Raw genomic sequence first — 24510 nt, 5'->3', positions numbered from 1 at the left:
TTATTTAAATCAATAAGATATAGATTTCTGTTATAATTTCACAAAAATTTATTAACAGGGTATTCATTCGTTTAGTTCGCTCTAATTCTAATTAGTTGTTAAAATAGCTTTGCCTTATTAACCCTATTTGCACTACGATGATAGTTATTAGCAAATTGAAGTATAAAATCCCAGTGTTATGAACGATGCCATAGAACGTAAACCACTTACTGAATTTACTGAAAAAGCCTATCTTGATTATTCCATGTACGTTATTCTCGATAGGGCGCTACCCCATATTGCTGATGGTCTAAAACCTGTACAGCGACGTATTGTTTATGCAATGTCTGAATTGGGTTTGAAAGCCAGCGCAAAGCATAAAAAATCAGCACGTACCGTAGGGGATGTCCTTGGTAAATTCCATCCTCACGGCGACTCAGCCTGCTACGAAGCAATGGTATTGATGGCTCAACCTTTCTCTTATCGTTATCCTTTTGTTGATGGGCAAGGTAACTGGGGTTCTGCAGATGATCCTAAATCATTTGCAGCAATGCGATACACCGAAGCGCGTTTATCAGCATACGCAGACTTGCTTTTAGCGGAGCTGCAGCAGGGAACTGTCGATTGGATTGATAATTTTGACGGCACGCTACAAGAGCCTTCGTTATTGCCGGCCAGATTACCCAATGTACTGCTCAATGGTGCAACAGGAATTGCTGTAGGGATGTCTTCTGATATCTTGCCTCATAACCTTACCGAAGTTGCTAATGCCTGTATTCACTTACTTGATCATCCCAATGCCGATTTGACTGATGTGTGCAAACACATTAAAGGCCCTGATTTTCCTACAGAAGCAGAAATTATTACACCCAGCCATGTGATTCGCACGATTTATGAAACGGGTGGGGGATCCATAAAAATGCGGGCGATTTATCGTCTGGAAAAACAGGATATCGTAATTACAGCATTACCCTACCAGGTTTCCGGCGCAAAAGTAATAGAACAGATTGCTGCACAAATGCAGCAAAAGAAACTGCCCATGGTTGAGGATTTGCGGGATGAATCGGATCACGAACATCCAACTCGTCTTGTTATCGTACCGAAATCAAATCGTGTGGATGCCGAAGGTTTAATGTCACATTTGTTCGCTACGACCGATTTGGAGCGCAGTTACCGCATTAATTTCAATATGATTGGTTTGGATGGCAAGCCGCGTGTTAAAGGGTTACTAACCATTTTACAAGAATGGTTAACCTATCGTCTGTCAACCGTTAAAAGACGTCTGCAGTTTCGCCTCGATAAAGTACTTGAACGGATCCACATCCTGGAAGGCTTGCTGATAGCCTACCTGAATATTGATGAGGTGATTGCCATTATTCGGGAACACGACCATCCTAAACAAGAGCTTATTGCACGGTTTAAATTAAGTGAAAGGCAAGCGGAAGCTATTCTGGAGATGAAGTTACGACATCTCGCCAAGCTGGAGGAAATTAAATTACGTGCAGAATTGGATGATTTGAATAATGAACGTGATTCCTTGCAGACAATTTTAGCCAATGAAAAGCGGCTAAAAGCCCTGGTGAAAGATGAAATTACTGCTGATCGCAATCAATTCGGGGATGCCAGACGAGCGCCATTGGTTGAGCGCCAGGATTCTCAGGCGCTGAAAGAAGAAGATATTCTTCCTAATGAACCTATCACGGTGGTGCTTTCACAAAAGGGATGGATTCGGGCCGCGAAAGGCTATGATATTGATGGCCGAGAATTAAGTTATAAAGCTGGCGATGAATTCAAAGCGCAAACCAATGCCAGATCTAACCAGCAAGTTGTGTTTTTTGATAGTGAAGGAAAGGTTTATACGTTGCCCGGACATGTTTTACCTTCTGCACGTGGTCAAGGAGAGCCCTTGACTGGTAAGTTAAATCCCAGTGATGGTATGCATTTTGAAGCGCTTATTAGTGGTGAGGCAGAGGATTGGGTATTATTAGCCAGCGATGCCGGGTATGGCTTTGTTACCCAACTGAAAGAACTCTATGTTAAAAATCGCAACGGAAAAGCCTGTATTAAATTGCCTGAAAACAGCCGGGTACTCTCTCCACGCTTATTTGCAGCGAAAGAATCGCAATTGATCGCCTGCGTTACCAATGCAGGACGGTTACTTGTGTTTTCAGCCTGTGAGTTACCGGAACTTTCCAGAGGCAAAGGGAATAAATTAATTAATATTTCTTCTGCCAAGGCACAGCAACGGGAAGAGTTTGTCATCGATCTCCAAGTATTATCTGCTGATGATTCCTTAACCGTGTATGCCGGTAAGCGTCATTTTACCCTGAAAGCGACTGATCTTGGTCATTACCAAGGTGAGCGAGGCCGTCGTGGCAATCGCTTGCCGCGTGGCTTGCAAAATGTGACTGCCATGCAGGTATCTGGTAATACCACAGGTGCGTAAGCCTCCATGAAATTATCGGCTCGCATGCTCCATGTTATTTTGAATTGCTGGCCGCCCTTTTGGGGGGCTGGGATCAAAGTAGAGAAAATTGCCAAGGATTTTTCTTTTGCCCAAGTCTCTCTGGCTTTCCGTTGGTACAATAAAAATTACATGCGTACTCAATTTGGCGGCAGTTTGTATTCAATGACAGATCCTTTTTTTGCTCTCCTGCTGATCCATCGTTTAGGATCTGATTACGTCGTGTGGGATAAAGAAGGAGAAATTAACTATATCAAGCCAGGAAAAGGCCGCGTTTATGCTGATTTCACTCTGGATAATGAACAGCTGGATGCCATAAAACAGGCTCTGAATGAAAATAATGGTAAAACATTACCAATTTTCCATACTCAGATTTATGATGAAAGCAAACAAATCATTGCGACGGTCAAAAAAACGCTTTATGTGAAGCGTATTCAGAAAAAGGTCGATTGAAGAAGTACGGCCTTTTTATCTTAGACGGCCTTTTCTAATAAGACAGTCAACGCGTTCTTAAGCGTGGTGTCTAAATCAGTTATTGGTAGTGTAGCAAGTGCAGCATGGCGATAGAGCTCATTTGCAAAGCAATTTTTCAAAGCCTTTAAATGTCTGTTAATAGTATTTAGATCGCCACGGGCCAAGGGACCGGTAAGTGCATTCTTTATCTCACTGGCTTGTTGCACATTATTAAGGCTGCTTGTCATCAAGTTTACGATCATTTGTTGAGCCAGGTTGGCCTCAATACCTGATTCTTGCAGTAAATCAGCGGCAGTAGCAGCCAACGTTACCAGATAATTAGAAGCAATGACGGCAGCCGCATGATAAATAGCCTTACCCTCAGCATTAATGGGAATAATCCTTGCCCCCAATTTTGTGAATAGCGGGGTCAGTAACTCGACCACCAGCTCATCACCTTCAATGACACAATCGCAATGCATAAAGGCACCTTGATCCAGATTCCCTTCGCTAAATGCTTTTAAGGGATGGAGACTGGCAATATGACAGCCACGGGTTTTTAGCGGCATTAATTCAGCAGAACTCAAAACACCACTGCAGTGCACAATAACGCTATCTGTCGGTACTTGTTCCTTTAATTGCTCGGCAATGGAGGAAATAAGATCATCGGGTGTTGTAATAAACGTTAAATTCACTTTCGGCAGCTCCGCTAAATGGGGAACTGCAAAGCCTGAACCTATTTGCTGGATTGCCTGTTCAGCGCTGTCGAGGGTGGTGTTGCAAACAGCGGCAAGCCGTGCCAAACCCGAATTAGTCAGAGCTAAAGCAATATTTTTTCCTAAGCGACCAGCGCCAATAACATTAAACCGCATAACAACCTTTCTCACTAATCAAATCTATTTCTACGCTTTGTCAAAGAAACAGTTAAGATGAAGGTTTTTTATCCTTTTTGCAAGTATTGATGCTTGTGTTGGGAGACGAGAGAGAAGGGATTAGTCCGTCTTTACAAATGATGTATAATGGCAACAATGTGATGCAAAAACCTACTTACCTTATATTGTCTGCATGAAGCGAAAAGCCTTAATCCTTGTTTTAGCGCTCGTTTTTCTAGAATGGCTAGATTTCAGTCTTTATCTTTATTTAGCTAAATCCGTGTTTGCGGTGAAATTTTTCCCGCCTTCTGCGTATAGCCTGGAACTGACTTTTGCTTTGTTTGCTGCAGCCTATTTTGCCCGTCCTGTGGGTGGTTGGCTTTTTGGTTGTAAAGCTGATTTGAGTGGTCGTCGTAATCCAATGGTATTTTCAGCTGCACTGATGGGTTTGGCTACATTGGGTATCGCACTTTTGCCGGATTATGCACAAATAGGCTTATGGGCTACTTGGGGTTTACTTTTATTACGCATGGCACAAGGTTTAGCGTTGGGAGGCGAAATAAATACGTCTGCCATGTTTTTAGTTGAGCATCATCCTCATAGAGTGTTGTTAGCGGGTGCCTTGGTTGCAGCAGGCGGTGCTTTCGGTATGTTTATAGGCAGTGCTTTAGCAACGTTGTTGCAGTACATTTCTTTACCGGAAGTTTGGCGAATCATTTTTGCTTTGGTGGGTTTTGTTTCCTTATGGGTTTGTCATTTACGTAAACAATTACAAGAGTCGCCTGAGTTTCGTAAAAATCAATTGCCGATGGCAGGTATTTGGCGACGTTACGGGCGAGGCTTTGTAAATATTGCTGCCATTGCTTTTTTTGTGAGCATAACGGTGTATATCTGTAATGTGTTTTGGGTGTCTTTTGCAATTGACAGGCAGTTGTGGAGTGAAAAGACTTGTTTATGGACTGGTTCGCTGGCGCAATTGGCTTCAGCCTTATTGGCTATACCTATTGCCTATTTTGCCAGGCCTACACAGGTGTATCATTTGATGCGTGCAGGCATGTTGCTGGCAATTATCACTGCTCCGGCTCTTTTCTATTTTACTCTACAAGCGAACACGGTCGGGGTTTTAATTGCCATTACCGGTTATGCACTCACTAATGCATTAATTTGCGCCTCATTATATTATTTACTTTATCTTCAACTACCCGCTCAATACCGTTGCCGTGGTGTCTCCACCATCTGGGCAATAGCCGCTGGTCTTGGTGCAGTCGGACTCCCTATTGCTGAGCAAGCAATCATAATGAAAGTCTTTTGGTTACCGGGTTTATTAGTCGCTATGACCGTCACTGTATGTTTCATTCTTTTATCCAACTACCAATACCAGTTTGGGTATTCGACCAATGATAAAATGACGGAGGGACTTTAATAGCGAACAAGATACTAGCCCTTTAAGTGGCTATTATTTTTAATACTCAGATAGGACAGTAAAGTTACGAACATCATCGTTAAAATAGTAATTAAAGCCATGGGCCCATAAATTTCCATATGACTTGAGGCACTGAAAGGCTCCAGTATTTGTGTCAAACTTTGGATCCCATAAATTGCAACGGCTTCCAACCAGAAAAATCGATTAGAAAAGACATTTACTTTGCTTGTTTGGTCAAGATCATATTTAGCAATATAAAGAGCAAAAAATTGAAAAATTAGATAAACGACTAGAAACCAGCCAAAATAATTTTGTAAAGGGACACCAAAATAACTTCCCGTTTCTTTCCATACCCATAATGAACCAACAGTCGATGCCAGGGGATCCATACAGAGATCCCACATAACCATAATGAATGCTGCAATCAAGGGGATTAAAACGAGTTGTTTCCCTTGAAGTCTCTTAGCGTATTGATCAAGCAATATATGGGATAAAATCCAGGAAGCATAGCCCGTTCCAAAATAAGCCAACATGATAATAAGAGGGACTTGAAATAAACGTGGCCCCGCTAATTTATCGTAATGGTAATAACTAAAAGGAAAACCGGTTTGAATACTAAGGGCCTCGAAAAAATGACTGACAAACCAGGTAATGATAAAAAATATCAGCAGATTTTTTATCCCATAACGTTCTTTGCCATGTAGCGAGACCGCAATAAAAATAGAAAAGACCAGTACGATGGGTACAATATCCCAAGCCAGCGGGGAATGCCAAAAAACAGAGCTAACAGTAAGAATAAGATAAATAACAATAAATGCCCATCTGACCGGGTTAAAGCCTTCCATAGGGGTTTGTTTGTTAACCATAAAGTACTTCCCTTTTAATAACGAATGTCCTGAATCAGGTCTGGTTACCTATCTTGATTTCTAATACTTATCTTATAGGACTATGCTGAGGATAGGAATCTTTGTGTTTATTGTATTGGATGACGATAAAAATGATTTCTTAAACCAATGCGATTAACGGAAATTAAGAGCAATTTAAGGTTTAAATTTTAAGTTAATTGGTTTTTTTAAAATCTTATTAGTTGTAAATTAAACCTTAAATGATTTTGTTATCCTTAAAGCTAAATTTAATTTCACAAAGACTTTTTGTAACTCAAAAAGGCAACTCAACGAGTCCATTAAATCATCAAATTAATTTATGACGATTCAATATTGTCATAATAATACCATTGAACTGGGTCTCCATTTCTGCTTAATATGAATATTCCTCTGGAATCGGACTCTAAGGAATGGATCAATGACCCTGCCAGTGAAGGCGTTACGTTATAAACAGTTAAAATTTTTGGGAGCTACAACGCCCTCTGGTCATGAGGTTTCGGAAGTTGAATTTGTTGATGTTGATGGCCAAACAAAGACTGGATTTTTCAAACCTTTGGATAGCACTTATCCAGCCTTACTTGCCAAGTACTCTGTTGCTATCAGTGTAGCACTTCGTCTTGCACTCGGTGATCGTGCGGCGGAGGATCGTCTTGTTTTTGATGATGAGGGTAAAATTGTAGGTTCAATATCGATTAGTTTACCCAACTTTAAGCCCTTGCTTTGTTCACTGGAAACAATTCCTGCTGATCCACAAAAAAGGGAGCAGGTATGCCCTTCTGTGGCTTCGTTACTGCGCTACAATGTAGTTGAATGGCTGGTCGCGGCCTTCCACTACAAATGTGATGATCGTCATCCTGGTAATATTGGCCTCGTCGGCATGATTGATTGGGATATGTTTCTTTACCATATAACGTCTATTATTAAAGGCCAACGCTTGATTGATGGCATTCTCAAGGAGGCGCCGGAAAAAGGAATGAGGTTAAAGTCGACGAATTTGGATAATTTTCCAATCCTTGACGATAGAACACATTGGCCTTCTAATGCGCTCCCGGGCAATCTTAATGTTAATAAACGTTGCATGTCTTACGCTGCATTTCAAGCCTTAGCCGAGAATCCGTCTACAGAAATTAGTGACAAGACGGTTCATTTTCAAGAGCAGCTTTTTGCTGCTTTATTAAAGGAATTGCTCACTTTTGACCCGAGTGTGTTGCGTGCGCGTCTAGAAGAGTATTTGGGCGATTTACCTTTAGATTATTTTTCTCTTGGCGATGAAAAGAAAGGGAAGCTTCAAAAAAGCCATCCTCAATTATTTACGGAACAAGCCGATAAGCAATTGTTTATTGATCATATGCTGGCAGTTTTACAAGAGCAATATGATGAGTTTTATCGTGCTGTAGTATTCTATATTGGCTGTGATAAGAACAGAAGTGGTGTGCCTGTCGTCCCTTTTAGCAGTTTTTTACGTAATAGACCGTCGGCTTATCATGAGATTAAGGACTGGGCAACGTGTCAAAATAAAAGGATGGATCATTGTTGGAGCCAGTATCAATCGAAGAAATCCACTACTACAACCATAACGCCAGAAACCGGTGATGCGAGACCTTTGGATGCCTATTGTGTAGGTCCCGAAGGACGATACAATTTGGAAACGCTGGAACAGCGCTACCATAAAATCTGGCGCGATGCACATGTGCTTCAATTGAATAACATTATTCTTGAAGCGCGTATTTTAGCCCATGAATTAGCCAATAATTTGTCAACCGAGTCTTTGCCTTTAGCACTAGGTGAGTCGGTGATGATCGATGAGTTGAGTTCATTAACAGAAGCTTGGCAGCTCCTTGGTGAAACAGCATCCCTTAGTGAATCAAGGCGGATAGAATGCGATTCAAATAGTAGCTTACGTCAAGGGTTATATATTCTGGAACAATTCATTGAGCAATTAAATAAATGTGCTCATCAGTACTATCGTTTAAATTTAACGGAACTGACGATAGAAAATAATCAGGCTTTTTGCGATGGTTTGGCAAAAATAATCAGAGACCACGAAAAAGATATTTATAAGACTTTCGGTAGAAGTACCTGGGCGTTTAAATTTGTTAAAATTGTTGAAGAGTTACAGCGTTACTATGGTGGATTGCATTTTCAACGTCATTTGCGTTCTACCGATGCAGAATTGTTCACTAGCGTAAGACATGATTACCCTGCTTTACTGAAGCGCTCCCATACAGAAGAAGAAATCGTTAATGCTTGTTTAAGTGCTTTATTTGATTGGGCCAATGCGCTGGATAAAAAGATTCTTGAAGGCCATATTTTGGCAATTATTAAGGAATGCTATCAGCCTAGTCCATGGAATATCGTAGCAAACCGTTCACGGGCTGAAGAGGTTCAGCTTTATTTAAAAGACTGTGACGAAGACGGTGCTAATTGCCTGGCTTCTATTTTAAGTGTAGGCGGACATGAAACCACCTCTTTGAATACGCTGCTCATTACTCATTTGATCCCTGAAATGCTCAAAGACACGATTGGTCAGGTGGATGTTAATCTTATGGGTGTGCGTGATGCTTGTGAGCGCGGTGAGTTTGATGCGCTTGTTTATACTTGTAGCGCAACAAAGTGTGCACGAAATGATGAGCGTTTTACGCATGTTTATACGCATAAAAATATGGCCCAATTTAATAGCGCGGTCTATAGGTGGATTAACAGTATGGATGTAAGCGCTTTTCAAAAAATGGTTGAAGCTGCCCTGGGAGAATATGAGCCTTACAGGCTTAATTTTCTAAGTCAGAAAAGAAGAGGACCCGAGGTACGAGGTTATCTTTATGACCAACAGGGTCCCAGTAATCGTCAAGTTCTTGCCAATATTTTTGCCAATGGAAAGGTCAATGAGAATTCATTAAACACGTTCTTATTTAAAAGAGTTATCAAGGCAATGCAGGAAGATTTTAGTCGTTACAGAAATGAATTCCCCCCAGGATACAGTACGATAATGAAAATGGATAAGCTGAATAGGCAGGTTTTTCTTAATTCTTTGGAGGCATACGCAGAAATTTATAAGAAAATGAATGAAACGACACCCAATGTCGCAACATCTTGCCAATAACCTATAGTAGGAATCCATCATTTAAGTATCAAGGCTATGATAATGACAGTCTTTCACGGTATTATTCGCAACTGATTTTTATTTTACTTGTTTCCTATGGTTAATGACTATTTAAAAACGTTGCCCCAATATTTGATACCAAAACCAGGCCTTACCCATTTGGCGGGCTTCTTGGCGAATGTACGTACTCCTGCCATTAAAAATACGCTGATTCGGTGGTTTATCCAAAAGTATGGTGTGGATATGAAAGAGGCAAGAGAAGAAGATCCCAATCATTACCCTTGTTTTAATGATTTTTTTATTCGCCATTTAAAGCCTGAATGCCGGCCTTTTGCCAAAGCCGATATTATTTCTCCGGTCGATGGGGTTATCAGTGAGTTGGGGGGTATAGAAAAAGGACAGCTCTTCCAGGCCAAAGGACACTATTACACGGCAACAGAGTTATTGGCCTGTGAAGAAAGCTTGAGCGCGCAATTCTCACAAGGCCGGTTCGCCACGCTTTATTTGTCACCAAAGGATTATCACCGCATTCATATCCCTATTGATGCAACGTTAAAAGAAATGATTTATGTGCCGGGAAAATTATTTTCTGTCCAGCCTTCTACGGTGCGTGTTATACCTCAATTGTTTGCTCGTAATGAGCGTTTAGTTGCTTTTTTTGATACCAAGGCTGGTTTAATGGCAATGGTTTTAGTCGGTGCGACCATTGTAGGCGCTATTGGCACCCGCTGGAGTGGGGATATCAAGCGTTCCGTGGAAAAACAATATTTTTCCGCCAATCAAATCACCTCCAGTAAAAATGTACGGCAAGGTGACGAAATGGGATATTTTAAATTGGGCTCTACGGTGGTGCTTTTATTTGCTGATGGTCGGCGTGTGGATTGGCTGGATACTCTGCATGCCGGAACAAGCATTCGTTATGGCGAAGCGTTGGCTGGAGTGAAGGATTAAATTGATTACAGCGCAGAAGATGCCTGACAATACAGATAATGATAGTTGAATTGCCGATTTTAGAATGTTAAAATCCAGCCGCCCCAATGTGCTCTAGACTATTGCCAGGCATGATGCGTATACACTCCTATGGATTTTTTACCTCAACATCCAAGAGTATTTAAATTCTCCCCACGCAAGATAAGGAAATCAAAATGCAAAAAGGTACAGTATCGAAAACACATCTAATCACTATCAGGGCTTCCCACGTCAATACAGGGACAATAGCTCGTCAAACGTGGTTCCCAATTATAAGTGCGAAATGTCAAATCCAAATTGATAAGCTGGCGCTTGCGGGAGACAAATTCAGTCAGGAAAAAGCGACTCAAATTAGGTTGGCACTTGTTCGACTCGATGATTTAATTACGTTGAAGGAAGCTATATCACAACCTGGGGTTACTAGTGTTGACCAGGAGAATGGCGGGGAAAATATGAGAAAATTGTCCCGGGCAGATTTTTCTGATCTCGGAACATTAATACGTTATCAATCCGAAAAGTGGACTTGGTATGGACCGTATCCAGGGGCTAATAATCCGATAGACGTAAAGGATGAATACGATAATGATCGTACCGATAGGTTTGATAAACTCCATTCAATTCAGGATGCGGTCAATATTTCCTATACGAATATATTTAACCTGGGTTTTTTCAAAATGCATGCCTATTATGGTCCGTTATGGGGTAAAACAACGATGCTTGCTGAATTCGAACACGACATGTCGGCAGAGCAAACACCATCGGGCAATCTACAGTATTAAATTAATTGAGCACTCCCCCATGGCATTCTATCGGATCGATGGTCTCCAGTGGGCTCAGCGTTGACCCAACCTGGAAATGCAGGGATCTAGGTTGAAATCCTAATAGGAAAAGTGGGTAATTCTGGTCTTATCACTGAAAAACAGTGTTTCAATGGTGAGTGTCATGCACGTTCCCATTGCGGAGAACAGGCCTTCCTACAGAGTAATACCAGGCAAATTGTGATTCTTGTACCTGGTACCAATCCAGGCAGTTGCGGCCATCGATGAGAGGGGCATTTCGAAGTGATTGTGCCAGGACCTCTAAGGGAATTTGTTTAAATACAGGCCATTCCGTAGCAATGACTAACGCATCAAGGTTAGGGTTCAAAACAGACTCAGCATCGTCACACCATACAATGGCGGACTCTGCCGTGAAAAGGATTTTTGCAGCGTCCATGGCTGCTGGATCATAGGTCCGTACCGTTGCGCCAGCCTCTAGGAGTGCACGTATTAACTCTAAACTGCTTGCTTCCCGCATATCATCAGTGCCTGGTTTAAACGCCAGCCCCCAGATACCAATGGTTTTATTCTCGAGGCCCTGATCAAAATGCCTGGATAATATATCAATGGCCCATTTTTTTTGTACTTGATTAATCGCTTCGATTGCTTCCAATAGGCTTGTCTCGGCCTGAATGGCTTTTGCCGTGTGGAGTAAGGCGCGAGTATCTTTGGGAAAACAGGAGCCGCCATAGCCGATGCCCGCTTGTAAAAAATGGGGGCCAATACGGTGATCTAATCCTATTCCTTGTTGAATGTCATCGATATGAGCCCCCATTTTTTCTGCAATACGGCTAATTTGATTAATGAAACTGATTCGGCAGGCAAGCATGGCGTTGGCTGCGTATTTCGTCAATTCGGCGGAGCGTCTACTCATACAGAGAAGAGGGATGCCTTGATCGGTCAGCGGTTTATACATCTCTTGTAATGGTATGAGTGCAGATTTTTCCCCGCCAACTACAATGCGATCGGCATATAGAAAGTCATTGACAGCACATCCCTCCCGTAAAAACTCAGGGTTGGAGACCACTTGAACACGATAGGACGCATGGCGACGCAATAACCCATCAGAAATTCGCTGTTGTATCCTATCGCCGGTTCCTACAGGGACAGTGGATTTGATTATTAATGTTGCGTCTGAGCAAATTTCATTAATAAAAGAATCAATTACTGAGAATACCTGGGATAAGTCCGCACTTTTGTCAGGCAACTCAGGCGTTCCGGTTGCAATTAGATGCAAACTGCTTTGTTGTATTGCCTGTGTTAATGAGGTTGTAAATTGTAAGCAGCCGTTTCGCAATTGTTCTTGTATCAATTCAGGAAGTTGTTCTTCATAAAGAGGGCACCGGCCTTCTTGCAAATCACGAATACGCTGGGTATGAATATCAACACACAGAACCTGATGCCCAATTTTTGCAAGACACGCCGCAGAAACCAAGCCGACATATCCCGCACCATACACTGAAATAATCATAGACCTGTCCTCTTGGATTTTTTGTGGAAGATATTCATGCTGAATTAGAACAAATTTGTATGGATAACTACTTCTGCAATTAGCGTATTGTCATTAAACCTTTTGTATTGCAGTAGTCCTGCAATTGCTTGAGGCTGGATAAAATAATAGAACGCCAAGTTTTGTTTTATGTGCAGAATCTCCTGGAGATATAGCTTACAAGAAAACACGTCTTTTAACATTAGCTTTTTAAGGGGGATTTGAGTTAAAAAGAAACGGTTAATTCTAAGCTCTTTAAATCGCAGCAGCATGATTCATTTTACGTTTGGTCTTGGCAACGCCAGGTTGATCAAAGGGATTAATCCCCCAAATAACACCCTGCGCAAAAATTTTATGTTCATATAGAGCAACCAGCGCGCCAATAGTATAGGGTGAACACGAATCTAAATGAAGGTGATTCATGGTCATATTTCCGGGAGTAAAATCAGAATAATTATCAAAACCAGTTTCACCTTTAGCCAATAAGGTCATCTTTAAATTACATAGTTCATTAATAAGTTGCCCGTTATTGGGTTTTAAGGAAATAAAATCGGCTGTAACTTTATGTGTGCCTTGAGACAGTAACTGGTAATAGCTATGTTGTGCTTGATTACCTAAGCCACCCCAGACGATAGGGCCCGTTTTGTAATTGACTATACGTCCATTTATGTCAACAGATTTACCATTGCTTTCCATGTCGAGTTGTTGAAGATAGGGAACAAACAGTTCAAGATTTTTGGAATAAACCCAAAAGAGTAAATTGTTAATGTGTAAAAAATTATTATTCCAGATACCTAAAAGTGCCAGCAGTATGGGTAAATTCGTTGAAATAGGACTGTATTGAAAATGGTTATCCATCTCATGAGCTCCTGAAAGAAGCTCGCTAAACAGGTCAAAGCCAATACCAATAGCTGTGATTAAGTTAATTGCGGAACACAGTGAGTAGCGACCCCCTACCCATTCCCAAATTGGGATAATAGTCTTAATCCCATATTGAGCTGCTTTTTCCTGATTCGCTGTTACGGCTATTACGTGTTTTGCAACATATTGTTTGTTTCCTAGCCACTCTATGGCTTTTTTAGCATTATAGAGTGTTTCTTGAGTGCTAAAAGATTTTGAAGAGATAATAAATAAGGTGGTTTCTGGTTTCAAATTGCAAAGTGTATATTGAAAGTTAGAGGGGTCAGCGTCTGATATAAAATGTAGGCCCAGGCTAGGGCTAATATATTCTCTTAGGGCATTAACACAAAATCGAGGGCCTAAATCTGATCCACCGATGCCGATGTTAACGATATCTTTTATAGGCTCCCCAGAAAAACCAAGCCATTGTTTGCTTCTAATCTTCTCTGCAATATGCTGTATAGTTTGGCGCGCTTTTAAGATCTCAGGCATCACATCCTGTCCATCTACAAAAATAGGGGTACCAGCGGGTACTCGAAGCGCGGAATGCAAGGCTGGCCGGTTTTCGCTTCTATTAACTTTTTCTCCTTGAAACAGACCCTTTATTTTGGTGAATAACTCCCGCTCTTTGGCTAAGTCAAAGAGAAAAGGTAACGTTTCTGTAGTGATGTGTTGATAGGAATAATCAAGTTGGATGCCACAGGTTTTCGCCATAAAATCCTGGGTAGGTAGGCCGGAGTTAAAATCATTTAACAGTCTAAATTTATGAGTATCGGCATGTTGCTGTAATGCCTTCCAGCTGCTGGTAGAAGTAAGTTGCATTATGTAAAAATATCCATATTTTGAGACTTGTCGTATTGATTTTAAAAAAGCATAGTGTACTTTAAAAGCTACTGAAGAAAAAGATCACTTTATTTGAGAGAACGCGCTCGTGAGCGCTTAAACGGTTTAACATTAATATGGTACCGAGAAGAGGACTCGAACCTCCACGGGGTCACCCCCACTAGCACCTGAAGCTAGCGTGTCTACCAATTCCACCACCTCGGCATAGGTCGCTAAAATACTCAAGATCAGTTAAGCTGTCAATCTTTATTGGGCCTGCTCTTAAAAATAGATCAATTAATTCGGTCTATGAGGTGAAGTCTGGTAGAAATTTTAGTGGATACTCTTGCGGGCGTATGAGATGGCTATACTTAATTTAATTGAAAAATCGGTTGATTGTTGTTTTGCTTTTCTACCACGAAAAAAACCAGATAAGAACATACTGTCAGAGGTTCGCCTTATTGCCCATCGGGGTGCACATGATAAAAAACTTCAATTAATAGAAAATACTGACGCCGCTTTTCAACGCGCTTTGGCCTTAGGATGCTGGGGTATCGAACTTGATATTCATGCGACAGCAGATGGTGTTTTGGTAGTCAACCATGATCCTACCCTAAGGCGGCTTTGGGGTAAGGATCTCGCCATCAGAGACTTAACTTTTACGGCTTTGCGTAAATTAGTCCCTACTCTGCCGAGCCTTGCCGAAGTGATTGAGCGATATGGCAAACGGCTTCATTTATTTATTGAGCTTAAGGCGCCTTTTACTGAGGAAGCCGCGTTGATTTCTACCTTAAGGCCATTGACCCCCTGTATTGATTATCATCTACTTAGTTTGAATGAACCCCTCTTTGCTTCTTGTTCAAAGTTGCCACGTGAAGTGATGTTGTTAGTTGCGGCGCATAACAATGTTACCCAGTTCTGCCAGCTCAGCTTAAGGAGGTGTTACGCTGGGGTCTTGGGTCACTATTTATTATTGAATAATAATAAAATTAAACAGCTGCGCTCAGCTAATCAGCGGGTTGGTGTGGGTCTTGTTGATTCAAAATTTGGCTTATATAGAGAGTTAAATCGTGGCCTGCATTGGGTGTTTAGCGATAATGTCGGCTTGCTTCGTTCTTGTTTACAGGAGTTAGAAACAGGAAGTCGAGGGTGAAATAAACCGGGTTAGCAGCTTGTTGTTTCTGTAATCAATGACACTCAGGCCAGGCCTGAGTGTCATTGAAATGGACCAATTAGCGAGGATTTACCATTTCTTCAGGTTTAACATAGTCATTGAATTGTTCAGCTGTTAAAAATCCCAGTTTTACGGCTGCCTCTTGTAACGAAATGTTTTCATGATGAGCGGTTTTAGCAATTTTAGCTGCTTTATCATAACCAATATGCTGATTTAAGGCGGTTACCAGCATGAGAGAGTGGTGGAGGTAGTAATCAATGGTGGTCTTATTCGCTTGTAAACCTTCCACACAAAACTCTTGGAATGAATGGCAGGTGTCGGCTAACAGGTTTAATGAATGCAGGACATTAAATATAATCACTGGTTTAAACACGTTTAGCTCAAAATTACCTTGACTGGCGGCAACGGCAACAGTCGTATCATTGCCGATAACTTGAGCGCAAACCATGGTCATTGCCTCGCATTGGGTAGGGTTCACTTTGCCAGGCATAATCGAAGAACCAGGCTCATTTTCAGGGAGAATCAATTCGCCAATGCCGCAACGTGGACCGGAACCAAGCCAACGTACATCATTAGCAATTTTCATTAATGCACAGGCCAGGGTTTTCAGGGTGCTATGGGCTATTACCAGTGGTTCATGTGAAGCCAACGCGGCGAATTTATTGGCGGCAGAGATAAAAGGTAGTTTGGTAATGGTGGCGATATGGGTTGCCGCTTTAACTGCAAATTGGGGATGGGTATTTAAACCTGTACCGACAGCGGTGCCGCCCAACGCCAATTCATACAACTCAGGCATTACCTCTTCGATACGATGGATACAAGCGTCCAATTGCGCGACATAACCAGAAAATTCTTGTCCCAGGGTTAGTGGTACAGCATCTTGCAAATGAGTACGGCCAATTTTTACAATGTCCTTGAAGCTGTTCATCTTGGCAGCCAAGGCATCACGCAAGTTGCGTACAGCTGGCAGCAGCTTTTTATGAAAGGCAATTGCCGCGGCAATATGCATCGCAGTGGGGAACGTGTCATTTGAAGATTGTGACATATTGACATGATCATTAGGATGGATTGGTGTTTTACTGCCTTTGATGCCACCGGCCATTTCAATCGCGCGATTGGAAATAACCTCGTTAACATTCATATTGGATTGAGTGCCGCTACCTGTCTGCCAGACATGGAGCGGAAAATGTTCATCTAACGAACCGTTGCTAACTTCCTCTGCTGCTTTAATAATTAAATCAGCTTTGTCTTTGGGCAATTTGCCAAGCTCAAGATTAGTAAGTGCTGCTGCTTTTTTCAAAATACCGAAGGCGTGTGATACTTCAATTGGCATAATATCGCGGCCAATATTGAAATGATGCAAAGAACGCTCTGTTTGCGCTCCCCAGTATTTATCGGCGTCAACAGCAATTTCGCCCATACTATCTGTTTCGATACGCGTGCTAGCCATCGTCATTATTTCCCCTTAGATAAAAGCAAAATTCTAGCATAGAGCATCCGGTCACTTAATTAATTTTTATAAGAATAGGTAATTAAATTGATCCTTCACCTAAGAGGATGGAATGGGATGCATTTTTAAATACTGCCTTCCGGACCATGCTTTAACTCCATGAAATCTGACGTATACTAAGGCAAAATGGCTTGCTGCGAGTGAAAGTGAGAGTTGTTCGTATTTATCAACCTGGCCCTTATCATTGTGGTCAGGAGTTCGAGTTATCTGCTGAGGCGGCACAACATGTCGGCGTGGTGTTGCGTATGCAGCCAGGCCAACAAATTGTCCTGTTTTGTGGGGATAATCGTGAGTTTGATGCAACGATTACCAGTGTGCACAAAAAGAAAGTCCTTGTTACTGTGCTAACAGAACGAAAGGTTAATAGGGAGTCGCCACGAATTATTCATTTAGCCCAGGCTGTTTCCAAGGGTGAACGTATGGAGCTTGTCGTGCAAAAAGCAGTGGAATTGGGTGTTACTGCGATTACCCCTCTCATTACGGCGCGCTCGGTTGTGAAATTAGACAAAGAGCGAATGGAAAAGAAGCTTGCACAATGGCAGGCGATTGCGGTTTCCGCTTGTGAACAATCAGGACGGAATCAAATTCCTGTTATTACACCGACTCTCTCTTTAGACGATTATTTACAAAAAGAGCAGGCTTCCTTGAAATTTATTTTATATCCTGAGGCGGCAAAGACCTGGCGAGATTATAATTTTGCCCAGGCAGATATTGCTTTGTTAATCGGACCTGAGGGGGGATTTAACCAAGAAGAAATCGAACATATTTTTTCTTTTAATTTTAGTCCTTTATGTTTAGGTCCACGGGTATTACGTACAGAAACAGCGGCAATTGCAGCGATTAGCGTGTTGCAAGCTATCGGCGGTGATCTATAATGCTAGTCAGACAATTTAATCAAGAGGTTTTTCATGAGCGATAATATTAAGACAGTCACTGATGGCAGCTTTGAGCAGGATGTATTGAATTCTACCAAGCCTGTGTTAGTGGATTTTTGGGCTGAGTGGTGTGGTCCTTGTCGGGCATTAACACCAATCCTGGAAGAGGTGGCGGCTAGTCACAGCGATAGTATCAGTTTTGCCAAAATCAATATTGATGAAAACCCACAAACGCCTTCTAAATATGGCGTTATGAGTATTCCAACACTTATTTTATTTAAAAATGGCCAAGTCGAAGCAGTAAAAATGGGTTTGCTTTCCAAGTCGCAATTAAGTGCTTTTGTTGAGAGTAATGCCTGATTTTAATCAATTCCATCTTCTCTCCAGCTTATAATTAAAGATGGAGAGATAAAAAAACAGTGGATCTCTTGGAAAAGCTATGTTAGGCTCTTAGTTCAATATGTGGCTATACTCAGAGCCGCCACTTCAAGTTAACCCAATTTAGTTTTATAGCGCTACTGATATTGTTGCTGTATAGTATAAGATGGGTAAAGTAAGTCTGGCGAACTTAGAGTGATGCCAAGTTGTCCTTCCTAAAATTATCTCGGAAATCCATTTCGTTTAACCAACACATCAAGTGAGAAGTATGAATCTTAGTGAACTTAAGCAATTACCCATTGCCGATCTTGTTAATATCGCTCAAGAAATGGGGGCTGAAAATACTGCCCGCATGCGTAAACAGGATATTCTTTTTGCCATCCTCAAAGCGCATTCGCACAAAGGAGAAGATATTCTTGGCGGCGGCGTTTTGGAAGTATTAACCGATGGTTTTGGCTTTTTGCGATCTGAAGACGGCTCCTACCAGGCAGGGCCCGATGATATTTATGTTTCTCCCAGCCAAATAAGACGGTTTGGTTTGCGGACTGGAGATACCATAACAGGCAAAATTCGGCCGCCTAAAGACAATGAGCGTTATTTTGCTCTGCTGAAAGTCGATCAAATCAACTTCGACTCCCCAGAAAGCGCTAAACGTAAAATTTTATTTGAAAACTTGACGCCTTTATTCGCCACCCAGCGGTTGGTCATGGAACAAGGAAATGGCAGTACAGAGGACCTGACGGCTCGTGTTGTTGATCTTTGCGCTCCTTTTGGCCGTGGTCAGCGTGGCCTTATCGTGTCTCCACCGAAAGCGGGTAAAACATTAATGTTGCAGAATCTTGCCCATTCGATTGAGAAAAATTACCCTGAATGTTATCTGATTGTGTTATTAATTGATGAACGTCCAGAGGAAGTTACCGAAATGCAACGTTCGGTAAAAGGTGAAGTGGTAGCAAGCACCTTCGATGAGCCTGCGAATCGCCACGTACAGGTTGCGGAAATGGTTATCGAAAAAGCAAAACGTCTGGTCGAACATAAGCGGGATGTGGTTGTTTTGCTGGATTCTATTACCCGGTTAGCACGTGCTTATAACACCGTTGTTCCTTCATCAGGAAAGGTGCTGACAGGTGGTGTGGATGCTAACGCTTTACAGCGACCAAAGCGTCTTTACGGTGCTGCACGTAATATTGAAGAAGGTGGCAGCCTAACTATTATAGCAACAGCGCTGGTGGATACTGGTTCCAAGATGGATGAGGTGATTTACGAAGAGTTTAAGGGAACCGGTAATATGGAAATCCACTTAAGCCGTAGTATCTCTGAGCGCCGTGTATTCCCTGCCATTAATATCAATCGTTCTGGTACACGTCGTGAAGACCTGTTATTAAGTCCGGAAGAATTACATCGTACCTGGATTCTGCGTAAGATTCTGCAATCGATGGATGAATGTGATGCCATTGAGTTCTTACTAGAGCGCATGAAAAATCACAAGACAAATGCAGAATTTTTTGAAGCGATGAAACGCCAGGAATAAATGTGGTTTCGGTGTTGCTGGGAATTGCTATTTGCGTAGCCCTGCTTCACCCCGCTCCTGCGGATATACAGGCGACTTAGGTTTACCCTTTGTTTTTGTATGAAGTCGCCTGTACTCTAATCAACGCAATTAATTTTCCCGAATTCTTACTCATGAAATATGCTGATCTTCGTGACTTTATAGAGCAGTTAGAAACTCGCGGCTTATTGCGGCGTATCGCTTATCCTGTATCGCCAGATCTTGAAATGACGGCTGTCAGTGATAGGGTTTTGCGAGCTGGAGGGCCCGCATTACTGTTTACTCATCCTAAGAACAGTACGATGCCTGTATTGACCAATTTGTTTGGTACCGTTGAACGGGTAGCACTCGGTATGGGTGAGGAAACTATTACAGCCTTGCGTGAAATAGGCAAACTTTTAGCGGCATTAAAAGAGCCTGAACCACCAAAGGGTTTTAAAGATGCATTCAGTAAATTACCGCTGCTCAAACAAGCGTTGAATATGGCGCCCAAATACGTCAATAGCGCAGCATGCCAGACTCATGTTTGGGAGAAAGATGAGGTCGATTTAGCTCGCTTGCCCATTCAAACCTGCTGGCCGGGTGATGTTGCACCACTTATTACCTGGGGATTAGTCACTACTAAGGGCCCCCATCAGCCACGTGAAAATATAGGCATTTATCGCCAACAAGTAATCGGCAAAAATAAACTAATAATGCGCTGGTTGTCACACCGTGGTGGCGCTTTGGATTATCAAGCCTGGCAGAAAGCCTACCCTGGTGAGAGATTCCCTGTTGCGGTAACGTTGGGTGCTGATCCGGCAACCTTGCTGGCAGCTGTTACGCCTGTCCCTGATACGTTGTCAGAATACGCGTTTGCCGGCTTATTGCGAGGTCAACGTACCCAACTTACTACCTGTATTGGCAGTGATTTACATGTGCCGGCCAGTGCCGAAATTATTTTGGAAGGGTTTATTGAGCCGGGCTTAGAGGCTGATGAAGGCCCGTTTGGTGATCATACTGGTTATTATAATGAGGTGCAGTCTTTTCCTGTATTAACTGTTGAACGAATTAGTTATCGCGATAAGCCTATTTATCACAGTACTTACACGGGTCGGCCTCCTGATGAACCGGCGATTCTAGGCCTGGCTCTCAATGAGGTATTTATTCCTTTACTACAAAAACAATTCCCAGAAATTGTGGATTTTTACTTGCCTCCAGAGGGATGCTCTTATCGTTTAGCCGTTGTCACCATTAAAAAACAATATCCTGGCCATGCAAAGCGAGTAATGATGGCAGTTTGGTCTTTTTTAAGACAATTTATGTATACCAAATTTGTTATTGTCTGTGATGACGATATTGATGCACGGAATTGGCAGGATGTAATTTGGGCTATAACTACTCGTATGGACCCTTTGCGCGATACGGTAATGGTTGATAATACACCGATAGATTATCTTGATTTTGCCTCTCCAATCTCTGGTTTGGGTTCGAAAATGGGAATGGATGCAACCAATAAATGGCCAGGAGAAACTCAGAGAGAATGGGGTACGGCAATTACTATGGATAGAGCGGTCTTAGAGCGAGTCGATAACTACTGGTCTCAATTGGAATTGGATACATGAGTAGTACTGTTGTTAGTGCACGAGTAGAGAGTATCACTCCCCTCACCGATACTATTTTACAAGTTATTTTGCTGCCTGAGCGGTATGTTGATTACCAGGCAGGACAGTATTTGCAAATTTTATCTGGCGGTGAAGAATTAAGTTATTCAATTGCTAATGCCCCCTTAGGTTCCTGCAAATATGAATTACATATACGTCATAGCCAGGGTAATGCCAGTAATCAACGGCTACTTGCCGAAATCAGGCAACGCGGGGTACTGACCATTCGGTTACCACTGGGTGATTGTCACTTGGACAAATTACAAACTACACGGCCCATTTTATTTATTGCCGGAGGTACAGGATTTGCGCCCATTAAAGCAATGATAGAGCAGTTGCTGGCAAGTGGCGATAAACGGTCCTTTGAGTTATTTTGGGGTGCACGTTCGCAAAGCGATTTGTATCTCGATGAGAAGGTTATACAATGGCAGGCCCATGTGGAACGCTTTCGTTATTTTTCTTTATTGTCTAACACCAATAAAGAAACACTAATCTCTAAAGTACTCGAGCATCACCCTAACGACCTGAGTAAATGGCAGGTGGTCATTGGCGGGCCTTTTGATATGGTTTATACCATCAGAGATTTTTTAGTGGCTGCTGGGTTACCACGTACACAACAATTCGCAGACGCGTTTAGTTTTGAAGAAAAAGGAAGCTAGTAAATGGAAACGTTATATCAACTATTAGGATTGTTAGCTGCAGGGTTAATTGTCTGGGTGTTATATCGCAGTATCAAAGGTCGCCCCGAGCAATTTAGTCGTGAAAATCTCAGTAAAAGCTTTTCCACGATGGGTTTATTAGGTGTTCTGCTCATTGGCTTTGTTGCTTTATTAGTTTTTATACTAAGACATACCTAGATAGTGCAAAAGCAAAGCCTGTCCAGGACCGGTTGACGTTACGCTAGCTTGAGTCGAAAAACGTTAATTTACGAGCCTCGCAGCGCGGACAATTAGCGTTTTTCGGCCAAGATAGTAGACAGGTCACAGACCCTAATGACGGCTTGCATTACTGTAATAGTTCCCTTGTCGTTCATTCAGGTAATGACCAAGAAGAGGATTATTAATTGCTGAAGAGTTAGGGGCTTTCCTTAGTAAGCATTCTTCTACATACGTTATCAAACTGCTCTCATCAACCAATAAGCGATACCAAGGATTCCGGGTCGCAAAGGCCCGCTTAACGGCCTGTGGATTATAACGGCCAGACGCTTGGAAAAGTGGATCGACATCGATAATAACAGCACGATAACCCTGTTGTGTATGAATTACCTGCTCACCAACATTAAATTTTGCTGTTTTATTCATCGCGTTCTCCTGGTTTCAGCCAGTCCTTGCGTTTTTACTCTGATATCGGTTAGCCTCGATAAATCTTGAATTTGCTGCAATAAAAAGTATGAATAAGGATATCGCGCGCTATAAGATGCATTTTGTAACGGTTGCCCTCCTTCTTAGTTATGCTTACATTCATACCACCCTTACGGGGGTCTATACTGAAGCACCACTTACGGAATTAATCGATTTTTCGGTTCGCTTGCCTTATGGACAGCGAATGTTAGTCCCCGCCTTGGCCCATTTTCTTGCGTATATGCTGCCCATGGAAATCGATCAATTATTCTTTTTACTGGAATGGCTGTTTGTGAGCCTTTTCTATTATGCCCTCACTAAATTACTTGCTTATGAATTTGAGCCACGGGTAGCCCAGTTACTAAGTTGGCTATTTATTCTGCTTTTGCCTTTGATAACAGTCATTAATTACCGTTTTAACAGTGATGGCGATGCGACTTTTTTTTACCCTTGTGATTCTGCCGCGCTTTTTTTTATGGCTACAGGCTTTTTATTTTGTCTGCGTGCGCAATGGGTTTACCTAATCCCTTGGGTGTTTTTAGCCACTTTTAATCGCGAGAGCAGTATTTTGCTGGTTTTATTGATTCCTGCACTTTATTGGCAACATCCACGGACAATTTTTAAACCCTTATTGTTTGCGATCTTGGCTTATTTCTTGGCACGCTTTCTTATTGTGATGAGTTTGCAGGACATTCCGGGGCAGTTAATGGAATGGTACTTTCGTGGTTCTTCCTACACTTATTTTGAAGTTAATTTGCTATGGTTGTTCAATGAGCAGCATATTTTTTTATTTATCTTTTGTTTTGCGGGGTTACCCTTATTTTGGTTTGCTTTTTATGACTTTATCCCCCCGCAATACAGACCCATTCGTTATGTTAGCCTGTGTTATTTTCTTGGTTTATTACTGGTTGGTAGTTTCATGGAAGCAAGGATCTTTAGTGAAATTATAATTCTTCTTTATTTGCCGGTTTGCGTAGCCATCCGTTGTTGGCTTATTTCAGCAGAACCCACTAATGCCCCTGTAAGAAATTTTGCTTACTATCTTAATCGATATAGTGTGCTTGCTATTTTAAGTGTTGTTTTGTTATTTAGTCCGACCTGGAACAAATGGGTTATTTGGCTATCTCATCATAGTTACTAATTACTTTGTTTGGGGTGTATTTTGCCAAAATAATGCCTAGCTCATATAAAAGGCAAAGAGGAACAGCCAGCATAATTTGGGATAAAACGTCGGGCGGGGTCAACAGCATGCCTATAGTAAACGCAGCGACAATGACGTAAGGCCTCACTTTTTTCAATACCTGAATATCAAGCCATCCCAAACGAACCAGGGTTAAACAGAGAAGTGGTACTTGGAAACAAAAACCAAAGAGTAATAGCATTCGGGTAATAAAATCGAGGGCATAAGTCATATCAGGCATAAATTTAACGCCTAAAGGGACTGCTTTGGCAAAAAACTGAAACATAAAGGGCAAAACCAAATAAAAACAAAATAAAACCCCCAAACAAAATAATAGAAGACTACTTGTCAGTGCCCCGCGTAAATTGTAACGCTCATGACGATAAAGCCCTGGGGCGACAAAACACCATAATTGCAAAAGCGCAAAAGGTGCGGTGCACAACATGGCGGCATCCCCTGCAAGTTTGATAGGGGTTAATACCGGAGAGGTAATTTGTGTGGCGATTAACGAATTTTCTTTTGGTAAGGCATTGATTAACGGAGAGATAAGAGCATGAAATAAATCATTTGCACAGAAAAAAAACAATAAAAAAAAAGAGAAAAAAGTAATAATAATATGTAGTGCACGTTTACGAAGCTCTAACAAATGACTTAACATGAGCCCTATTTCTCTTCTCGATACCTAACT

21 protein-coding genes and 1 tRNA gene are annotated in these 24510 nt (G+C 41.9%); 14 read left to right on the top strand and 8 right to left on the bottom strand.

The features are described 5' to 3' along the window. Positions 1 to 178: 178 nt before the first annotated feature. Positions 179 to 2425, top strand: coding sequence for a DNA topoisomerase IV subunit A (gene parC / locus DYC89_RS15370; RefSeq protein WP_115222581.1), 2247 nt, complete (start codon positions 179 to 181; stop codon positions 2423 to 2425). 6 nt (positions 2426 to 2431) lie between these two features. Then, the gene (locus DYC89_RS15365; protein WP_115222580.1) at positions 2432 to 2896 is read left to right on the top strand and encodes a DUF4442 domain-containing protein; all 465 of its coding nucleotides are present in this window, start codon (positions 2432 to 2434) and stop codon (positions 2894 to 2896) included. A 20-nt stretch (positions 2897 to 2916) separates the two neighbouring features. Here DYC89_RS15365 and DYC89_RS15360 read toward each other — a convergent pair whose 3' ends face one another. Next, on the bottom strand, positions 2917 to 3768 hold the full coding sequence (locus DYC89_RS15360; protein ID WP_115222579.1) for a Rossmann-like and DUF2520 domain-containing protein: 852 nt from the start codon (positions 3766 to 3768) through the stop codon (positions 2917 to 2919). Positions 3769 to 3961: 193 nt separating this feature from the next. On the opposite strand from DYC89_RS15360, the gene DYC89_RS15355 reads away from it, so the two are divergent. Next, positions 3962 to 5191, top strand: coding sequence for an MFS transporter (locus tag DYC89_RS15355; protein ID WP_115222578.1), 1230 nt, complete (start codon positions 3962 to 3964; stop codon positions 5189 to 5191). A 14-nt stretch (positions 5192 to 5205) separates the two neighbouring features. Here DYC89_RS15355 and DYC89_RS15350 read toward each other — a convergent pair whose 3' ends face one another. After that, entirely contained in the window at positions 5206 to 6057 is an 852-nt protein-coding gene (locus tag DYC89_RS15350; protein WP_115222577.1) for a carotenoid biosynthesis protein, read from the bottom strand. Positions 6058 to 6493: 436 nt separating this feature from the next. On the opposite strand from DYC89_RS15350, the gene DYC89_RS15345 reads away from it, so the two are divergent. The 3 genes from DYC89_RS15345 to DYC89_RS15335 all read left to right on the top strand — a co-directional run bounded on the left by DYC89_RS15345 (position 6494) and on the right by DYC89_RS15335 (position 10923). Beyond that, positions 6494 to 9175, top strand: a complete 2682-nt coding sequence (locus DYC89_RS15345; RefSeq protein WP_115222576.1) for a hypothetical protein — start codon at positions 6494 to 6496, stop codon at positions 9173 to 9175. Positions 9176 to 9271: 96 nt separating this feature from the next. Beyond that, on the top strand, positions 9272 to 10126 hold the full coding sequence (gene asd / locus DYC89_RS15340; RefSeq protein ID WP_115222575.1) for an archaetidylserine decarboxylase: 855 nt from the start codon (positions 9272 to 9274) through the stop codon (positions 10124 to 10126). A gap of 194 nt (positions 10127 to 10320) precedes the next feature. Then, positions 10321 to 10923 carry a hypothetical protein gene (locus DYC89_RS15335; RefSeq protein ID WP_115222574.1) on the top strand — a complete coding sequence of 201 codons (603 nt, stop codon included), beginning with the start codon at positions 10321 to 10323 and terminating at the stop codon, positions 10921 to 10923. Between the two features lie 148 nt (positions 10924 to 11071). On the opposite strand, the gene DYC89_RS15330 is transcribed toward DYC89_RS15335, so the two are convergent. The 3 genes from DYC89_RS15330 to DYC89_RS15315 all read right to left on the bottom strand — a co-directional run bounded on the left by DYC89_RS15330 (position 11072) and on the right by DYC89_RS15315 (position 14398). Continuing rightward, entirely contained in the window at positions 11072 to 12433 is a 1362-nt protein-coding gene (locus DYC89_RS15330; protein ID WP_115222573.1) for a UDP-glucose dehydrogenase family protein, read from the bottom strand. 273 nt (positions 12434 to 12706) lie between these two features. Further along, a complete protein-coding gene (gene pgi, locus DYC89_RS15320; protein WP_425451570.1) occupies positions 12707 to 14176 on the bottom strand; it encodes a glucose-6-phosphate isomerase in 1470 nt (489 codons plus the stop codon). 135 nt (positions 14177 to 14311) lie between these two features. Next, positions 14312 to 14398 (bottom strand) — tRNA-Leu (locus tag DYC89_RS15315). Positions 14399 to 14534: 136 nt separating this feature from the next. On the opposite strand from DYC89_RS15315, the gene DYC89_RS15310 reads away from it, so the two are divergent. Then, complete coding sequence (locus DYC89_RS15310; protein ID WP_115222570.1) at positions 14535 to 15326, top strand: glycerophosphodiester phosphodiesterase; 792 nt, start codon at positions 14535 to 14537, stop codon at positions 15324 to 15326. Between the two features lie 79 nt (positions 15327 to 15405). Here DYC89_RS15310 and fumC read toward each other — a convergent pair whose 3' ends face one another. Further along, a complete protein-coding gene (gene fumC, locus DYC89_RS15305) occupies positions 15406 to 16797 on the bottom strand; it encodes a class II fumarate hydratase (protein ID WP_115222798.1) in 1392 nt (463 codons plus the stop codon). A 206-nt stretch (positions 16798 to 17003) separates the two neighbouring features. Between fumC and DYC89_RS15300 the strand changes: the two genes are divergently transcribed. The 6 genes from DYC89_RS15300 (at position 17004) to DYC89_RS15275 (ending at position 22159) form a co-directional block, all read left to right on the top strand. After that, positions 17004 to 17732 carry a 16S rRNA (uracil(1498)-N(3))-methyltransferase gene (locus DYC89_RS15300; RefSeq protein ID WP_115222797.1) on the top strand — a complete coding sequence of 243 codons (729 nt, stop codon included), beginning with the start codon at positions 17004 to 17006 and terminating at the stop codon, positions 17730 to 17732. 33 nt (positions 17733 to 17765) lie between these two features. Continuing rightward, entirely contained in the window at positions 17766 to 18092 is a 327-nt protein-coding gene (trxA, locus tag DYC89_RS15295) for a thioredoxin (protein ID WP_115222569.1), read from the top strand. Between the two features lie 286 nt (positions 18093 to 18378). Then, a complete protein-coding gene (gene rho, locus DYC89_RS15290) occupies positions 18379 to 19641 on the top strand; it encodes a transcription termination factor Rho (protein WP_115222568.1) in 1263 nt (420 codons plus the stop codon). A gap of 152 nt (positions 19642 to 19793) precedes the next feature. Further along, positions 19794 to 21263 carry a 4-hydroxy-3-polyprenylbenzoate decarboxylase gene (ubiD, locus tag DYC89_RS15285; RefSeq protein WP_115222796.1) on the top strand — a complete coding sequence of 490 codons (1470 nt, stop codon included), beginning with the start codon at positions 19794 to 19796 and terminating at the stop codon, positions 21261 to 21263. Further along, positions 21260 to 21961 (top strand): NAD(P)H-flavin reductase, encoded by a 702-nt coding sequence (locus DYC89_RS15280; RefSeq protein ID WP_115222567.1) that lies wholly within the window; start codon positions 21260 to 21262, stop codon positions 21959 to 21961. Before ubiD ends, DYC89_RS15280 begins: the two co-directional genes overlap by 4 nt. Positions 21962 to 21964: 3 nt before the next feature. Continuing rightward, complete coding sequence (locus DYC89_RS15275) at positions 21965 to 22159, top strand: hypothetical protein (RefSeq protein WP_115222566.1); 195 nt, start codon at positions 21965 to 21967, stop codon at positions 22157 to 22159. Positions 22160 to 22291: 132 nt separating this feature from the next. On the opposite strand, the gene hspQ is transcribed toward DYC89_RS15275, so the two are convergent. After that, positions 22292 to 22603: a heat shock protein HspQ gene (hspQ, locus tag DYC89_RS15270; RefSeq protein ID WP_115222565.1), complete on the bottom strand. Its 312-nt coding sequence runs from the start codon at positions 22601 to 22603 to the stop codon at positions 22292 to 22294. An 88-nt stretch (positions 22604 to 22691) separates the two neighbouring features. Between hspQ and DYC89_RS15265 the strand changes: the two genes are divergently transcribed. Then, on the top strand, positions 22692 to 23783 hold the full coding sequence (locus DYC89_RS15265) for a hypothetical protein (RefSeq protein ID WP_115222564.1): 1092 nt from the start codon (positions 22692 to 22694) through the stop codon (positions 23781 to 23783). Here DYC89_RS15265 and tatC read toward each other — a convergent pair. Continuing rightward, positions 23755 to 24480, bottom strand: a complete 726-nt coding sequence (gene tatC / locus DYC89_RS15260) for a twin-arginine translocase subunit TatC (protein ID WP_115222563.1) — start codon at positions 24478 to 24480, stop codon at positions 23755 to 23757. The two genes, DYC89_RS15265 and tatC, sit on opposite strands and share 29 nt — an antisense overlap. Positions 24481 to 24510: the final 30 nt, after the last annotated feature.

This window comes from Legionella donaldsonii (genome assembly GCF_900452385.1).
Classification (GTDB): domain Bacteria; phylum Pseudomonadota; class Gammaproteobacteria; order Legionellales; family Legionellaceae; genus Tatlockia; species Tatlockia donaldsonii.
This window is presented reverse-complemented; position numbering and strand designations above follow the sequence as displayed.

What these genes read in the sequence shown, in the direction of transcription:
- DYC89_RS15335 (WP_115222574.1), top strand. Translation starts at nt 10,321, where the DNA reads ATGCAAAAAGGTACAGTATCGAAAACACATCTAATCACTATCAGGGCT.
- DYC89_RS15280 (WP_115222567.1), top strand. Translation starts at nt 21,260, where the DNA reads ATGAGTAGTACTGTTGTTAGTGCACGAGTAGAGAGTATCACTCCCCTC.
- DYC89_RS15365 (WP_115222580.1), top strand. Translation starts at nt 2,432, where the DNA reads ATGAAATTATCGGCTCGCATGCTCCATGTTATTTTGAATTGCTGGCCG.
- DYC89_RS15330 (WP_115222573.1), bottom strand. Translation starts at nt 12,433, where the DNA reads ATGATTATTTCAGTGTATGGTGCGGGATATGTCGGCTTGGTTTCTGCG.
- fumC (WP_115222798.1), bottom strand. Translation starts at nt 16,797, where the DNA reads ATGGCTAGCACGCGTATCGAAACAGATAGTATGGGCGAAATTGCTGTT.
- DYC89_RS15275 (WP_115222566.1), top strand. Translation starts at nt 21,965, where the DNA reads ATGGAAACGTTATATCAACTATTAGGATTGTTAGCTGCAGGGTTAATT.
- DYC89_RS15355 (WP_115222578.1), top strand. Translation starts at nt 3,962, where the DNA reads ATGAAGCGAAAAGCCTTAATCCTTGTTTTAGCGCTCGTTTTTCTAGAA.
- DYC89_RS15310 (WP_115222570.1), top strand. Translation starts at nt 14,535, where the DNA reads ATGGCTATACTTAATTTAATTGAAAAATCGGTTGATTGTTGTTTTGCT.
- parC (WP_115222581.1), top strand. Translation starts at nt 179, where the DNA reads ATGAACGATGCCATAGAACGTAAACCACTTACTGAATTTACTGAAAAA.
- DYC89_RS15265 (WP_115222564.1), top strand. Translation starts at nt 22,692, where the DNA reads ATGAATAAGGATATCGCGCGCTATAAGATGCATTTTGTAACGGTTGCC.
- trxA (WP_115222569.1), top strand. Translation starts at nt 17,766, where the DNA reads ATGAGCGATAATATTAAGACAGTCACTGATGGCAGCTTTGAGCAGGAT.
- DYC89_RS15360 (WP_115222579.1), bottom strand. Translation starts at nt 3,768, where the DNA reads ATGCGGTTTAATGTTATTGGCGCTGGTCGCTTAGGAAAAAATATTGCT.
- DYC89_RS15350 (WP_115222577.1), bottom strand. Translation starts at nt 6,057, where the DNA reads ATGGTTAACAAACAAACCCCTATGGAAGGCTTTAACCCGGTCAGATGG.
- ubiD (WP_115222796.1), top strand. Translation starts at nt 19,794, where the DNA reads ATGAAATATGCTGATCTTCGTGACTTTATAGAGCAGTTAGAAACTCGC.
- asd (WP_115222575.1), top strand. Translation starts at nt 9,272, where the DNA reads ATGGTTAATGACTATTTAAAAACGTTGCCCCAATATTTGATACCAAAA.
- DYC89_RS15345 (WP_115222576.1), top strand. Translation starts at nt 6,494, where the DNA reads ATGACCCTGCCAGTGAAGGCGTTACGTTATAAACAGTTAAAATTTTTG.
- rho (WP_115222568.1), top strand. Translation starts at nt 18,379, where the DNA reads ATGAATCTTAGTGAACTTAAGCAATTACCCATTGCCGATCTTGTTAAT.
- hspQ (WP_115222565.1), bottom strand. Translation starts at nt 22,603, where the DNA reads ATGAATAAAACAGCAAAATTTAATGTTGGTGAGCAGGTAATTCATACA.
- tatC (WP_115222563.1), bottom strand. Translation starts at nt 24,480, where the DNA reads ATGTTAAGTCATTTGTTAGAGCTTCGTAAACGTGCACTACATATTATT.